The following is a 14,067-nucleotide window of genomic DNA, read 5'->3' on the forward strand; positions in this document are numbered from 1 at the left end:
GTTGCCGCCCTGTCCGGCGCGGGAGGCCGCAGGGGTAGCGCAAAAGCGCCGGTTCTGCCCCCGTAGCGGACCGTTGCCGATCCGGAAGCAACGGCGCGAGAGCAGCTCAAGCTTCGTGCAGGATTGACCGCAAGCGCGCCGCCAATTCTGACATGCGGAACGGTTTGTCGATAATCGGAAATTCGCCTACCGCCTGATGGCGGTCCAGCGCGTCGCCCGCATAGCCGGACGCAAGCAGAATCTTGATGCCCTTGTTCAATTTCCTCGCTTCGCGGGCAACCTCAATGCCGTTGATCCCGTTTGGCATCACGATGTCACTTAGCAGGAGGTCAAATTCCTCGCTCCGGAGCAGCCGAAGCGCTTCCGTGCCGTTCCGAGCGCAACGAACCTGATAGCCCGACCTGGTCAGCATCGCCGACGTGAGGTCCAGAAGATCGTCGTTGTCCTCGACAACCAGGACTCGCTCCGAACCGGTCGGAAACGCTTGGGGTTGGGCGTCTTCAGTTTCGACGTCAGGCGTTTGCGTGGCTTTGGGCAAGTAGAGGGCGACAGTGGTCCCCTTTCCCAATGCGCTCTCGATGGCAATGTGTCCCCCGGACTGACGGACAAAGCCGTAGACCATGCTAAGGCCAAGCCCGGTGCCCTTGCCGACCTCCTTCGTTGTGAAGAAGGGCTCAAACACCCGGTTCCGCACCTCGGGAGGCATTCCAGAACCGGTGTCCCTGACGGACAGCCTGACATACGATCCGGGCAAGCACCCCGCCGCGGCTCCTTCGCCCACGACGACGTTCTTCATCTCGATGTCGAGCACGCCGCCATTGGGCATGGCGTCACGCGCGTTCAGGGCCAGATTGAGGAGAGCGGTCTCCAGCCGCGCCGGATCGACATGGCACAGCCACAATCCTTCACTGGTCCACACCTTGACCCGGCATGCCTCCCCAACGGCCTTGCGAATGATTCCCTGGAACTCGGAAACAAGCTGGTTTGCGTTGACCGGACTCGGATTCAATATCTGCCGGCGCGAGAAGGCAAGAAGCTGCGCGGTCAGCTTTGCCCCCCGATCGACAGCACGCCGCGCAGCCGCGGCGAAGTGCTGGATCTTGCCGATATCATCACCGGCCTCGATGAGTTCTAGGTTCGCGGAGACCACCGTGAGCAGATTGTTGAAGTCGTGCGCGACGCCGCCGGTGAGCTGGCCGACGCTCTCCATCTTCTGGCTCTGATGAAACTGCTCCCTCGCTTCGGACAATTCGTGCTCACGGTGCTTCAGCGCATCGGCCATGGCGTTGAATGCCCTGGCGACCCGTGCGATTTCCGAATTGCCCGGGATGTCCACACGCCGGCCGAATTCGCCGAGCCGCCATCGGTTCGCGGCGTCAACCAATTGTGCAAACGGGCGTTGGATGAACCGTTGGGCGCCCCACGCTGTCAGGATCAAGACGATCAGGGCGCTCATGAGGATGAACAACAGGTCGCGCTGCGTGCGATGTTCGATCTTGGTGAAAGTCTGGGCCTTGCCGAGGCCGTAGCTGACAAGAAGATCTTCCCCCACAGCGGCGAATGCGACAGTTCTTCGCACGCCGTCAACGTTCACCATATCAGCTACAGTCCCGTTGGAAAGCGTCGGATCTTTGCCGGCAGGCAGCTTCTTGCCGACGAAGAGGGCATTGTCAGGATAGCGAGCGAGACAGATGCCGTTGCGGTCGGTGATGGCGAGCGCGGCTCCCTCCGGAACGCCCTTTTTCGCGATATAGTCTGCGAGCCAATCAAGGCTGAGAGATGCTATGACGACGCCACCCATGTGGTTTTCGTCGTCGTAGAATGGCAGCGCAAACTGGAGGACGCTGCGACCGGTATTTCGGCCGAACGCGAACTCTCCAATTGTGAATTTTCCGGTCCTCACGGCGTTCGCGAAGTAGGCACGTCCAGTGGCGGGAGCCAGCTTATGCACTACGGGAGCTACCCTATGCTCCGTGAATGAGGAGCAGAAGGCACTGGCATTCATGTCGACCACGATAAAGGAGATGAACTCCGGATATTGTTGCTTGATCCGGGACAGGTAGGCATCGCATTCCTGGACGTCCTTGGCCTTTATCGCCGGAACCTCCGAGAGCGCAATCAAAGCCTGGCGAACTCCCTGGACGATCTGCTGCTGCTCAGCGGCGGCGAGCTTGGCGAGGCCGAGCGCTTCGTCCTGTACTTCGACCTCGCGCGTGCGACGCAGGTCGATCTCATTGTACGCCTGTATCGCGATTGCCGGCAGTATGGCGGCTGCCACCAGCGCGAACAAGCGTGATAACAGGCTGCTCATTTCGACCTTTTCCTACGCATGATCGGCGGCATCAGACCGACCGTGCCCAGTCCACCGACAAGCGCCATTGCATCAAGAGTTCTCCGAACTGCGATCGGAAACGACGCCATCAAGCGGTGGCGCTATTCCGAGCCTTCATTGACCAGTTCGTCGCGGAGAAGTGGCACCCACGGCCGTGAAGACAGGTTGGCCCATGTCGATGCCAGGGATGGCAGAGCGACGAGAAGACTGGCGGCAGGTGACCCTATGGCGGCACGGGTAGCATTCAACAGCCTCACGAACCATTGAGCCCTAAGGCCCAATGCAGCGTCCTCGGACTGGGCGCTCGACATCGCTGGAGCTCTAGTGATCGTCGACTGGCCCCGCAGGTCCACGGCTCGGCGCGGACGAGGAAGGCCGATCTATCGGTCGGGTTGGCCCTTGGCACGTCAGGGCGATAGAGTGATTCTCATTGACTTCTGTCCCGCTACCAATCTTCTGCCGTAAAAGCCTGAACCGGCCGCATTACAGAGCTGTTTCAGTCCGCCGTGAAACGATTGCGATTGTAGGCGAGCGGCCAAAAAGTTGGCGAAGAGAAGCCAGGACACAACGAGGCCGGTTCCGATGGGCGCTGGTCTGCGCCCATCGGACGAGTTTGAGGATCGCGCGCTAACTTTTCAGCGCAGGATTTCGCGCAGCACCTCGCCGTCGACGCGGTGGGGCGTGACGCCCAGGATCTGCATGACGGTCGGCGCCACGTCGGTGTTGCGCATGCGGCGGATCGTGGCGTCCTTGCGGATCTGCGGGCCGGCGGCGATGAAGGTCGCGCTCATCACCGGCAGCTCGGGATCGTGGCCATGGGCGCCGTAGAAGTTAGGCATCGACAGCATGGTCGATGTCGCATTGAACGGCGCATCGCCGAGACGGGCGACGCCGGGGTTCTGGATGCCGTCGAAGTTGTAGCCCGGGGCCATCAGCGCGAACACATCGCCGAAATCCTGTCCGATGGTCTTGCTGGTGCATTCCCCGGTCCCTTCCTCGCACTGCAGCGGCCGGGTCTCGACCACGGTGAAGATCCGCCCGTCCTTGAGCGAGTAGTTGAACTTCGGGTTGGAATCGACCGCGTTCTTCACCGCGTCGGTGATCTGCGTTACCAGCGCCTTGTAGGCCGCCAGATCGACGGTGCCGCCCAACTCGCGGTTCTGCAGGTTGACGTAGATGTTGGCCGCCGGACCCGAAGTGCGGATCGCGATCTTGGTGGTGTCGATGCCGGCGTTGCGCAGGACGTTGGTCAGGTTGACCGAGGTGTGGAACGGCGCGAAGCCGTGGTCCGACACCACGATGACGTTGCTGTCACGGCCCGCCGCATCGGCGATCTGCTTCACCGCCTTGTCGGCCGTCTGATAGGCGAAGCGGATGTATGAAGCGTACCGCGCGACCTTGGCCGGATCCTGGCCCGCGCCGATCGAGTTCGGATCGGTCGGTTTGGTGCCTTGGCGGCGGTCGGTGAGCAGGAACTGATGCTCGGAACCGTCGGGCTGCTCGATATAGATCATCACCAGGTCGGCGTCGGGGTGATTGCGGATCGCGCGCTCGCCAATGTTCGCCTGGTAGCGCACGAAGGTCTTCACCATGTCCTCAAACATCGTCTCGATCTCGAGGTCGGGGAAGTTGGTGAAGCCCGGGCTCAGCCGCTCCGGAATGCGGAAGTCAGCCTGCGGACGCCAGAATCCGACATTGTTGTTGATGTCATCGACATCGGCCAGCACCGCCGCGTTGCGCGGGATGTAGTTGGCTCCGTAGCGAGCGAAGCGCACCACCGAAAGATCGGGCGCCAGCGCCGAGACAAAATATGCGGCGCCGACCCTGGCCCCGCTGCCTTCGAAGAAGAACGGCGTATTCTCGCCGCCGAGCTTGACGTAGGCCGGTCCGGTCGACGGCGCGTGGAACGGTCCTGCCGTAATGCCGCGCGTCGCGTCAAAGAACACCAGCGTGTCGTAATTCACCTTGCGGTCATTGGTGGTGTCGAGCGCCGCCACCCGGATCGAATATTTAACGTCGAGCGTCGCCGCATTGGTGCAGGTCGCCGATGGCGCCGAGGAACACGAGAACGTCTCGATCGGCGCTGAGGTTACCAGCACCGGGCTAAACGAGAAACGGCCGGCCGCCTGGAGCGCCGTGACAACAGCCGGATCGAATGTGAAATCACCCCGGGACAGCGAGAAGCCCTGAGCCCCGATACCGCCGAACGCCCCGAACGGCACGGTAAAGTCGGTGACGCGGATCGGCTGGGCCGGTTGCACCACGGTGTTGTTGATGGAGATGTCGGCGCCGTCGCCGCCCGGCCAGGTCGCGGTGACCACTTTCTTGCCCTGCTGGCGCAACTGCACCCACAACGGCAATGCCGTCGGCCGCGGCGACGGCCCGAGCGGGCTCTCGCGATAGCCGCCGATCGGTGCCGCAAATCCGCTGATGCTCGATGAGATCGGCCCGACGATTGCCTGGAAGGTGTTCGACGGGATGTCGTTGTGAACCGCCGTCGAGCCGGTGGCAATCTCGATGTGCGACACCGCGGTGAGCGACGGCGACGCCGTCACGTTCTGCTCCGCCACCGCGCCGCGGCGGCTCAGCCGCGCCAGGCCGCCGTCATGCGGCAACACGCCCTCGTCGATGAACTTCTGGATGAAATCGGGCTTCGCGCCGTCGAGCGAGATCACCACCACCCGCGGCGACTTGCGACCATGATGGCCCGTCCTGATCGCCGTCATGATCATGGTCGCGGTTGTCGCCGTGGTCGCGGTTGCCGCCGTCGTTATCGGCGTGCGCCGGCGCTGCAACGCCGGTCAGCGATGCAGCGAGCGACATTGCCAATATCAAGGAGAGAAAACTCTTCGAGTTCATATGGACGCCCCATTTTCGCTGCGCAATCTACGCGCGTTTGGTCGGCAACGACGCAACGATTATCGGGCTTGGCTGACGACGCGCATGTGACGCTTCGGCGACACCTGTAATGTGGTAGCGACAACGCCACGATGATGCCGGCACGTGGCCTTTCGCGTCGATATTAGAAGTAGCCAGCGCTCCTTGCCGTGCGAGGGAACGCAAGCGTTCGGATCGCGATCTGTTTCGAGTGGAACCACGTACGTCGAGGCCGGACGCGTCTGCAACGCTTGGTGGCGAGTCTCGGAGCAATAGTGCAGTCAACCAGTGAGCGTCACCCGCAAGTTCCTGCCTGCACCGTCATGCGATAGGTCTCTGACGACGTCCGCAATCTCAGTTCGAATAAGTGCGGTCTGGATTGGCAGCCGTCTGTGCTTTCGCTATCGGCCGTGCGCCAACCCATCGCCTCCGCACATTACTGCGTGGACATCGGCACAAACTGCGTATTGGGCAGCGCCATCGTTGAGATGCCCAGTGCGACGTTCGCATTCTGGCACGCGCCACAGTGTCCGCATGCTGCCACAGACTGGAACTTAATCTAGAAGTCTGAGCGCAAATGGTAGCGGTGCAAATCGCGCGGCGCACGGGCTACGACCACCTTGAACGATCCACCGGGGAAGCGTTCGCTCAGCAGGATGTTGCGATCTTCGCTGTCGGTCTCTGCGCTCATGCGCCGCGCAATATCAGCATCTCGGCGAAGACAGGCTCGACGTCGCTCACAACGCGGTCGCGGCAGTCGGCCTGTGTCGGCATTCCCACGAGACATGGCGACGTTTCATGACAGGCATATGACATTCCGGGGATCGCGAAGCCGCTAAGCACCATGAGGCGGACATCACGAAAAAGCGGCGCACCATGCACATACGGCAAAGAGCTCACGCCCTTCACGCCATGCATCACTCCGAGGAAGCCGCCAAGGCCCACGTGGAGGAACACGGCAAGAAGTAATTATCGAAGCTTCGATTACGGACCTGCACTTGAGGCCGCCTCGGTTAGCGGCCTTTTTCTTTATTCTGCTGACCGCGACGCCGGCTCTTAACGCGCCCGTGTCAGCGCGAGCCAGATGCCGCCGCCGATCATGAAGCCGCCGGAAACGCGCGAGACCAGGCGCGTCCGCCGCTTGGAAAAGAATTTTCGCGCGCGGCCGGCGAGCAGCGCGTAGACCATGTCGCTCATCGCCGCCGTCACCATGAAGGTCACGCCCAGCAGCGCCACTTGCGGGAAGTGATCCTTGTTCAGGTCTACGAATTGCGGAATGAAGGCGCCGAAGAACACCAGCACTTTCGGATTCGACAGCAGCACCAGAAATCCCTGCAGGAAGAAACCGCCGCGCGGTGGCGGCGGCGGTTCATCCGAGCTCACCTCCGCAACCGGCGAGCGGATCAGCTTGATGCCCAGCCAGACCAGGTAAGCCGCGCCGGCAAAGCGCACCCAGTCGAACCAGTAGCCCATCGTCGCCATCAGCGAGGTGAGACCGACGGCGACGACGCCGATCACGATCGCCAGCCCCGCCTGCGCGCCCAGCACATTGGTCAGCGCTGCGCGGGTGCCGTGGCGCAGGCCGTTGGCGATCACCAGCGTGACGATCGGGCCGGGCAACAAAGCGAGCGCAATGCAGGCGGCGACATAGGCGAGATAGGCTTGCAGGGACATGGGAGGACTCGGCTCGAGGCTTTTGTTGCATAATAAGGACATGGATGCCCGGAACAAGCCCGGGCATGCGCATCCTTACTGCGTGTTCATCGCGAATTTTACCCATCTCGCCGTCTCTGCCGATGCCAGCAATTCCAGTGCCGCGCGCTGCACGACCGCTGCATCTCCCCTGCCCTGCGCCGCCGCCACCAGCAGATCGCAGCGGTGCGAGACCGCGATGCCGATCGCTCCATGCGGCACGCCATCGCCAATCTTCAGATCGTACGTCCTCATGCGTCCGGGCATATCGGCGACACGCACTGCTTTTCCTGCCTGCAGCGGTACAAACTGCGTACTGATCAAGTCGACATCCGCGACGCGGTCGACCTCATCGTCGTCGGCGACGCCGGTCGTGCAGTTGCAGAAGCCGAGCTTTGGCCGGATGTAGACCTCGATATCTCCGCCGCAGGCCACGGCATTGCAGCGGAATGCGCGACCGGCGGGCCAGCCGTCGCGCGGAAACGGCCAAGCGATCTCTTGCCATGTCCCGCGCGGCGTCGAAGTCTCGTAGGCTGGGACGCCCGAGAGGACGCCGAGCACAAGTGCTGCAATCGCGATGACCAGCCAGGTGCGCATTCGTCCCCTTCACGGCAGGCCGGCGACAGCGCGCGCCTCGCCGGTCAATTCGAGTATATGCAGTCCTGTATTGGCGCGGTCGACGGCATAGATATAGCCGCGCTGGTCGGTCTCGACATTGTTGGTCTGGATCGCGACCTTGCAGCGATCCTTGCCCTCGATGGTGACGCAGCGCTTGTCGGTTGCCGGTGTGATCGACGGGATGAAGTAGCCGACTTCCCTAGGGTGATAGGGATCGCGGATATCGAGCGCACGCACGCCGGCATTGAAAAACGCGATGAAGGCGATTTTCTTGTAGTAAACCGGCGCCATGCTCTCGCTCGAGGAATGCGAACCAAACCGCCCGCCGCGTTCGCAGAACGAGCCGCTCGCCTCCGGCACGGTGTAACTCGAGATCATCATTGGCCGGGTCTCGGTGGTGACGTCGGCGAACCACACCATCTGCCGCGCCTCGCCGCATTCGTTCAAGATCGCCTCGTCGACGATCATCACGATGTCGCGAGTCTTGCCGTCCTGGTCATGCGAAAATTCCGCGATCGGCATGCCCGGCATCGGGAATGCCGTGTGCGCACCGTTGAGTGCCGAGAGCGGCATGCGCGATATTTCGGGATAGCGGAGATTCTCGGCGATCGGCTGCTTCGGTCCGTTGAGCAATTTCTCGCGGTCGACGATCTGCAGGAAACCGCCCTTGTTGGTGCCATAGCCGAAATAGACGCGGTTGCCGGATGAACCTGTTGAGATTGGCCCGTGCAGCTCGGTCGGCACCGCGCCGGTCGAACCAGGCTCCTGGCCCGGCAGGCCGAAATCCCTGATCTTCACGGGGTGCGCGGGATCGCTGAGATCGTAGACCTGCGTCATGCGACGGGTGCGCCAGTCCGGCGCGCCCGATACCAGGAAGGCGATGCCGGTGTCGCACTCCCACCAGCTCTTATGCGTATCCTTCAGTCCCCCGATCCGCGCGATCAACGCGGGATTGGCGGGATCGGCGACATTCCAGATCTCATGCGCCTCGCTGCCGAAGGTGCGTAGCATATAGACCGCGCTCCGATCCCCCTTCGGCAGATCCTTGCCGTCGCAGACACGCACCATCTGCGCGCCACCGGATTCATATTTGCCCTCCTGCCCCGGAATGTGCCGCAGATATTGCGGATGCGCGGGATCGGTGACATCGACGATCGACGTGCCGTTGGGTTCCGGCTTGCCGGTCATCGGATTGACGGGATCGGGGATCTCATCGGTGCCGCCGTGATGGCCGATATAGGCGATCCAGCGGTCGCCCTGATGATGGATGGTGGGCTGATAGGCGCTGCGCGCCTGCAGGTCGTTGGTTCCCACCAATCTCATGTTGGAGGCTTCGGGAGGTGCTCCGACCTTCTGCTGCTCCGCATAAGCGCCCGCGCTCCCGAGAAAAGCAATTGCCACACACAGCGCAAGTTTTGCGCCACCCTTCATGCATCACTCCCATTGTTGCAAAGCCAATCTTCGTTGGCTGACGCTACGATAACACGGCTGAATTCCGCGCCAAAACACACCCTTGACATGCAACCATTTAGTTGCCTATTGTCGATGGCATGGACGAAGTCTTCAAAGCGCTGGCGGACGCATCGCGGCGGTCGCTCCTGGACAGGCTTCACGCCAGAAACGGGCAGACATTAAACGAACTGTGCGAAGGCCTCGCCATGACGCGGCAGGCGGTCACCAAGCACCTTGCGATTCTCGAACAGGCCAATCTCGTCACCACGTTCAAGCATGGCCGCGAGAAGCTGCACTATCTCAACCCGGTGCCGATCCATCAGATCGGCGAACGGTGGATCAAAAAATTCGAGCGCGCCAAGCTGGTCGCGCTCAGCGAATTGAAGCGGCAATTGGAGAAGCGTGATGAGTAAGCCGGAATTCGTGTACGTCACCTATATCTCGACCACGCCCGAGAAATTGTGGGAGGCGCTGACCAATAGCGAGTTCACTAGGCGTTACTGGTTCAACACGGAAGTGAAATCCGACTGGAAGGTGGGTTCCCCGTTCGCACTGGTCATGAACGGCACCACGACGGATGTGGGCGAGATCCTCCAAGCCGAGCGGCCGCGGCGTCTCGCCTACACCTTCAAGCATCAGCTCGATGAGGAGATGCGCAAGGAACCGCCGACCAAGGTCACCTTCACCATTGAGCCCCACGGCGACCTCGTGAAGCTGACCGTGACGCATGAAGGCTTCGCCAAAGGCAGCAAACTTCTCGACGGCATTTCCAAGGGATGGCCGGCGATCCTGTCGGGACTCAAGACCCTGCTCGAGACCGGGACAGTGATCGCGATCCCGCCTCGTGCGCTTGAGATCGAAGGGTTCGAATAGAAATGAAGATATATCGGAGGAATCGAGAGGACATGAATATCGAGAAATTCAAGCCGGCGATCGTCTACACGATCTATATCGCGTCCACACCGGAGAAGGTCTGGGAGGCGCTGACCAATGCCGAGTTCAGCCGGAAGTATTTTTCCGGCCACGCGGTCGAGGTCGATCTCCGCGTCGGCGGCGCATTCATGGTGCGCACGCCCGACGGCGCGCCGCACATCACCGGCGAGGTCATCGAATGCGAGCCGGCGCGGAAGCTGACGGTGACCTTCAACGTCAACTGGCCGGCGCTGGTGGAAAAGCTCGGACCGACGCTCGTGACCTATGAGATCGAGCAAGCCGGCGATGCGGTCAAGCTCACGCTGCTGCAATCGCACGACCGGCCGATCAGCGACGATATCCTTTCTGGTGGCCGCGCCGGCTGGCCCGCGATCCTCTCCAGCCTCAAGAGCCTGCTGGAAACCGGTGAGGCCATGGTCATCCAGATGCAACCGCCCGAGCGGATGCTGGCGGCGCTGAAGGAGCTGGGGATTGCGACGCCGTAAGGCTACGACGTCACCCCCTCGCGCGCAACTCGCGGCGCAGCACCTTGCCGGTCGCGGTCATCGGCAACGACTCCGCGAACTCCACGAAACGCGGATATTCGTGGGCGGCGAGTTGTACTTTGACAAAGTCCTGGATCTCGCGGGCGAGCGTGTCGCTCGGGGCATAGCCGGGGCGGAGCACGATCCAGGCCTTGATGGATTCGGTCCTGATCGGATCGGGAATGCCGACCACGGCCGACATCGCCACCGCCGGATGCTTCATCAGCGTATGCTCGATCTCCGACGGGCCGACGCGATAGCCGGCGGTGGTGATGACGTCATCCTCGCGGCTGACGTACCAGAAATAGCCATCCTCATCCTGCACGCCGAGATCGCCGGTAAGTAAGAACTCGCCGGCATATTTTTTCGCGGTCGCTTCCGGATTGCGCCAATATTCGATCATGGTGCAGGGGCACGGCTGCCGCACACCGATGATGCCGCGCGTCCCCCGCGGCAGCTCCTCGCCTCTGTCGTTGACGATGCGCACGTCGAAGCCGGGTGTCGCTTTGCCCATCGAGCCCGGTCGGATCGGAAACAGATTCGAATTGCTGCCGATCACGAGGTTGCACTCGGTCTGGCCGAACACCTCATGGGCGTCGATGCCGAAGGTGTCGCGCACCCAGCCCAATAATTCGCCGCCGAGCGACTCTCCGCCGGTGAAGATGCTGCGCAGCTTCACGCCGGAATTCTTCACGCCCGCCTGCCGCATCAGCTTCAATGCGGTCGGCGGCAGGAACACGTTGCGGATTCCGAGGTCCGCCATCATCTGCGTCGCCGCCTGCGGCTCGAACTTGCGCGCGCGATGGCCGACGATGGGAATGCCGTGGTACCAGAACGCGAACAGGCCGTTGATCAGGCCGCCGATCCAGGCCCAATCCGCCGGCGTCCACATCAGGTCGCCGGGCCGCGGCAGGAAGTTGTGGCACATCTCGACATTCGGCAGATGGCCGAGCACGACGCGATGCGCGTGCAGCGCGCCTTTTGGATTTCCTGTGGTGCCCGACGTATAGATGATGAGCGCGGGATCGTCGGCCGAGGTGTCGACGCTGGTAAACTCCGCCGAAGCCGCACGCAGCGAGGGCCAGAACGGCCTGGTGCCTGCGGGCGCTTCGTCACCGACCACATAGATGTTCTTCAACTCAGGCAGGCGGTCGCGGATCTTGGCGAGCTTCTCCCAGCCGGCCGCGTCGGTCACGATCGCCTTCGCCTGCGAATTCGACAGTCTGAATTCCAGCGCATCCTCGCCGAACAGCGCGAACAGCGGGATCGAGATCATCGCGGAGCGGAAGGCGGCAAAATGCGCGATCGGCAATTCCAGCGATTGCGACAGGAACACCGCGACGCGGTCGCCGCGCTCAAGACCGTCGGCCTTCAGCACATTGGCGAAGCGGCGCGACATCTCCGCGACCTCGTCGAAGGTGGTGCGCGTCTGGGCGCCGTCCTCGTCGACATAGACAAGCGCGAGCCGTCCGGAGCCATCGGCATGGCGGTCGCAGCAGGCGGTCGCCATGTTGAAGCGCGCCGGCACGTCCCAGCGGAAGTTGCGGTAGAGCTCGTCGTAGGTTGCGGCTTCCTTGAGCATGATCCTCGGCGTTCCCAGCGTTTCCTCGCGGACCGGCGTCGCGATGACCGGTCGCTCTATTGTTGTCGTCAGTTTTAAAGCGCCGCGCGCCCCGCACAAGTCTTGGTGCCCCTGCACGTCGCGCCTTATGCGCTGCCGCTGAGAGCGTTGCTGATCGACCCGAGCGGGAAGCGAGGCGGCGCAAGCCGCGTCAACGCGTCGCGATGCGTGCAATCCTTCCGGGTCGTCATTCCGTCGCCGACTTCGCCGCGCCGCGGAATAATGCGCGGACGGGACACCGGCCGATCACCTCGGATTCTCCCCCTTCCGGTAGACGCAGGCGGCCCGGAACTCACGCAACTAATTGATTTAATTTTGCTTATCCTGATCTCCTTACTGTCATGCGCGGATTCATCATGAGGTCTGTCGGCACCGTTCAGGGGTCGCAATTTTGTCAAATAAGCCTATATTAGGGGACGAAATGACATGTGCGGCGCGCCGCCGGTTGTGGCCCGCCGTCCTCAACCCCCAATCGCGCTATCGCTAAGAAGAGTAAGAGGTCGTCGACCATGCGTCCTATGCGTCCGTTCAACTTTAACACCTCCGCCGAGCTGTTTCCTGCCGCCATTCGCAAGAAGAAGCGGGCCGGATTCGCCTATCGGCGCTTTGGCACCGCGGCGGAAGCCGTGCAGTATGCCATGGAAGAGCTGCCGGCGGATTCGCTGAACGGCGCCTACCTGCAGGTCGAGGAAGCCCGTTTCGACCAGAACGGCATCCGTTCGCTCTACGAGAGCGACGCGTTCCCGCTGCCGCGTCGTCCGCGCCCGGTGCAGGCCAATACCGACGCCGACGCCGCTTAAACCGATCCGTCCCTACCCAAGCGAAAAGCCCTCGGGATGCTCCGGGGGCTTTCTCTTTTTTCGGACCTATAACCGTGGCTGCTTGTCCAGCCAGCGCTTGAGCATGCGCACGTTCCGGACATTGGCGCGGAACATGACGTCGAATGCGTCGCCCGCGAGCGGCACCAGGCCGACCGCGCCGTCGAGCGCGACATTGGCGAGCATCCGCGCGGTGATATGCCAGGGCGCGCCCAGCGCACGCGCTTCGCGCACCAGCCACAGCGAGATCGCAGTCGTGATGATGTCGCCGACCACCGGGATCAGGCCGATCAGGCCGTCAATGCCGTAGCGGATCTTGGTGCCGGGCACGATGAAGGCGACGTCGAGCAGTTTTGCGATCGCCTCGAGCCGCGCCAGCCGCTGCTCGCGGGTGAGATTGCCGAACGGATTGGCGGTCTCGAAGTCGAGCCGGAACGCCTCGAACTGGGGATGCAGCGTGGCCTCCGGAATCTCGCGTCCGTCCTGGTCGATGACTTTCCCCCGCGGCCGCGTGTCGCGGAACGGGCCCTGCGAGCGGGCACGGTTGGGCGTGAAGATGTCGTCGGGCATGAGCATTGAGATGGTAACGCAGGCGCGCGGTACAAGTTGCGTCACATTACCGCTCTGTCACCTCGCGGCAGAGCCGCACACTCGCCGTTATTGCGTCGTTAGCAGCGTCTCATTCGCGATACCAGTTAAAAGCATTGCCGCGATTTAACTGGCGGATCTTGTCGGCTCAGGCCAACACCGGCCGCTTTAATCCCGCGAAAACTTCCATCAAAGCGATGCCGAATATCGAGATCACTGAGGAGTGCCGCGCCCTGATTGAGAGCGCTGTTGAGCCCCCGACCGGACGGCGCTTGCCAAACGGCAACTGGGTCATACCGGTCAACGAGGCAACATGGGAGCGGCTGCAGCAAGCGCGGCGGCAAGGCGAAACGATCTCGGACTGCATCATTCGCCTCATGATCGTCACCTTGCATAAGTACGGCTTGCAATAAAGCATCGCAGCCGTCCCGTAGGATGGGTAGAGCGCAGCGAAACCCATCGCGATGGAGCAAGCGGCACCAATGATGGGTTTCGCTTCGCTCTACCCATCCTACCGCCCCCGCGAAAGCAGACCCATAACCACAGGGAAGCGTTTGTGGCGCGAGCAACCGGTTGTAGAGTTGTAGGGTGGGCAAAGGCGCACTTGCGCCG

Annotated in this window: 14 protein-coding genes; 6 read left to right on the forward strand and 8 right to left on the reverse strand. The window is 62.2% G+C overall.

What is annotated here, in order from left to right:
• Window positions 1–106 precede the first annotated feature (106 nt).
• Both AC5ZG5_RS22595 and AC5ZG5_RS22600 read right to left on the reverse strand, forming a co-directional pair.
• Window positions 107–2,311 carry an ATP-binding protein gene (locus tag AC5ZG5_RS22595; RefSeq protein ID WP_456643853.1) on the reverse strand — a complete coding sequence of 735 codons (2,205 nt, stop codon included), beginning with the start codon at window positions 2,309–2,311 and terminating at the stop codon, window positions 107–109.
• A 656-nt stretch (window positions 2,312–2,967) separates the two neighbouring features.
• The gene (locus tag AC5ZG5_RS22600; RefSeq protein WP_456643854.1) at window positions 2,968–5,058 is read right to left on the reverse strand and encodes an alkaline phosphatase family protein; all 2,091 of its coding nucleotides are present in this window, start codon (window positions 5,056–5,058) and stop codon (window positions 2,968–2,970) included.
• Here AC5ZG5_RS22600 and AC5ZG5_RS22605 point away from each other — a divergent pair.
• The gene (locus tag AC5ZG5_RS22605) at window positions 5,057–5,281 is read left to right on the forward strand and encodes a hypothetical protein (RefSeq protein WP_456643855.1); all 225 of its coding nucleotides are present in this window, start codon (window positions 5,057–5,059) and stop codon (window positions 5,279–5,281) included. The genes AC5ZG5_RS22600 and AC5ZG5_RS22605 overlap by 2 nt on opposite strands.
• A gap of 487 nt (window positions 5,282–5,768) precedes the next feature.
• Here AC5ZG5_RS22605 and AC5ZG5_RS22610 read toward each other — a convergent pair whose 3' ends face one another.
• The 4 genes from AC5ZG5_RS22610 to AC5ZG5_RS22625 all read right to left on the reverse strand — a co-directional run bounded on the left by AC5ZG5_RS22610 (window position 5,769) and on the right by AC5ZG5_RS22625 (window position 8,950).
• Entirely contained in the window at window positions 5,769–5,900 is a 132-nt protein-coding gene (locus tag AC5ZG5_RS22610) for a hypothetical protein (RefSeq protein WP_456643856.1), read from the reverse strand.
• Window positions 5,901–6,265: 365 nt separating this feature from the next.
• Window positions 6,266–6,883, reverse strand: a complete 618-nt coding sequence (locus tag AC5ZG5_RS22615; protein ID WP_028163796.1) for a LysE family translocator — start codon at window positions 6,881–6,883, stop codon at window positions 6,266–6,268.
• Between the two features lie 75 nt (window positions 6,884–6,958).
• Window positions 6,959–7,498, reverse strand: coding sequence for a hypothetical protein (locus AC5ZG5_RS22620; protein ID WP_456643857.1), 540 nt, complete (start codon window positions 7,496–7,498; stop codon window positions 6,959–6,961).
• 9 nt (window positions 7,499–7,507) lie between these two features.
• Window positions 7,508–8,950: an LVIVD repeat-containing protein gene (locus AC5ZG5_RS22625; RefSeq protein ID WP_456643858.1), complete on the reverse strand. Its 1,443-nt coding sequence runs from the start codon at window positions 8,948–8,950 to the stop codon at window positions 7,508–7,510.
• Between the two features lie 119 nt (window positions 8,951–9,069).
• Between AC5ZG5_RS22625 and AC5ZG5_RS22630 the strand changes: the two genes are divergently transcribed.
• Genes AC5ZG5_RS22630 through AC5ZG5_RS22640 form a run of 3 tightly spaced genes read left to right on the forward strand, consistent with a single transcriptional unit; the run spans window position 9,070 to window position 10,389 of the window.
• Entirely contained in the window at window positions 9,070–9,384 is a 315-nt protein-coding gene (locus AC5ZG5_RS22630) for an ArsR/SmtB family transcription factor (RefSeq protein WP_028163799.1), read from the forward strand.
• On the forward strand, window positions 9,377–9,844 hold the full coding sequence (locus AC5ZG5_RS22635; RefSeq protein WP_028163800.1) for an SRPBCC family protein: 468 nt from the start codon (window positions 9,377–9,379) through the stop codon (window positions 9,842–9,844). The genes AC5ZG5_RS22630 and AC5ZG5_RS22635 overlap by 8 nt, the downstream gene beginning before the upstream one ends.
• 32 nt (window positions 9,845–9,876) lie before the next feature.
• Window positions 9,877–10,389 (forward strand): SRPBCC family protein, encoded by a 513-nt coding sequence (locus AC5ZG5_RS22640; RefSeq protein WP_028163801.1) that lies wholly within the window; start codon window positions 9,877–9,879, stop codon window positions 10,387–10,389.
• A 10-nt stretch (window positions 10,390–10,399) separates the two neighbouring features.
• Here AC5ZG5_RS22640 and AC5ZG5_RS22645 read toward each other — a convergent pair whose 3' ends face one another.
• Window positions 10,400–12,010, reverse strand: a complete 1,611-nt coding sequence (locus AC5ZG5_RS22645; RefSeq protein WP_456643859.1) for an acyl-CoA synthetase — start codon at window positions 12,008–12,010, stop codon at window positions 10,400–10,402.
• A 548-nt stretch (window positions 12,011–12,558) separates the two neighbouring features.
• On the opposite strand from AC5ZG5_RS22645, the gene AC5ZG5_RS22650 reads away from it, so the two are divergent.
• Window positions 12,559–12,849, forward strand: a complete 291-nt coding sequence (locus AC5ZG5_RS22650) for a hypothetical protein (protein WP_456643860.1) — start codon at window positions 12,559–12,561, stop codon at window positions 12,847–12,849.
• A gap of 66 nt (window positions 12,850–12,915) precedes the next feature.
• Here the strand turns inward: AC5ZG5_RS22650 and AC5ZG5_RS22655 are convergent, their stop codons facing one another.
• On the reverse strand, window positions 12,916–13,443 hold the full coding sequence (locus AC5ZG5_RS22655; RefSeq protein WP_456643919.1) for a DUF4112 domain-containing protein: 528 nt from the start codon (window positions 13,441–13,443) through the stop codon (window positions 12,916–12,918).
• A 152-nt stretch (window positions 13,444–13,595) separates the two neighbouring features.
• On the opposite strand from AC5ZG5_RS22655, the gene AC5ZG5_RS22660 reads away from it, so the two are divergent.
• Window positions 13,596–13,868 carry a hypothetical protein gene (locus AC5ZG5_RS22660; RefSeq protein WP_456643861.1) on the forward strand — a complete coding sequence of 91 codons (273 nt, stop codon included), beginning with the start codon at window positions 13,596–13,598 and terminating at the stop codon, window positions 13,866–13,868.
• The last annotated feature ends 199 nt before the right edge of the window (window positions 13,869–14,067 follow it).

The organism is Bradyrhizobium sp. Ses1, from assembly GCF_059512365.1.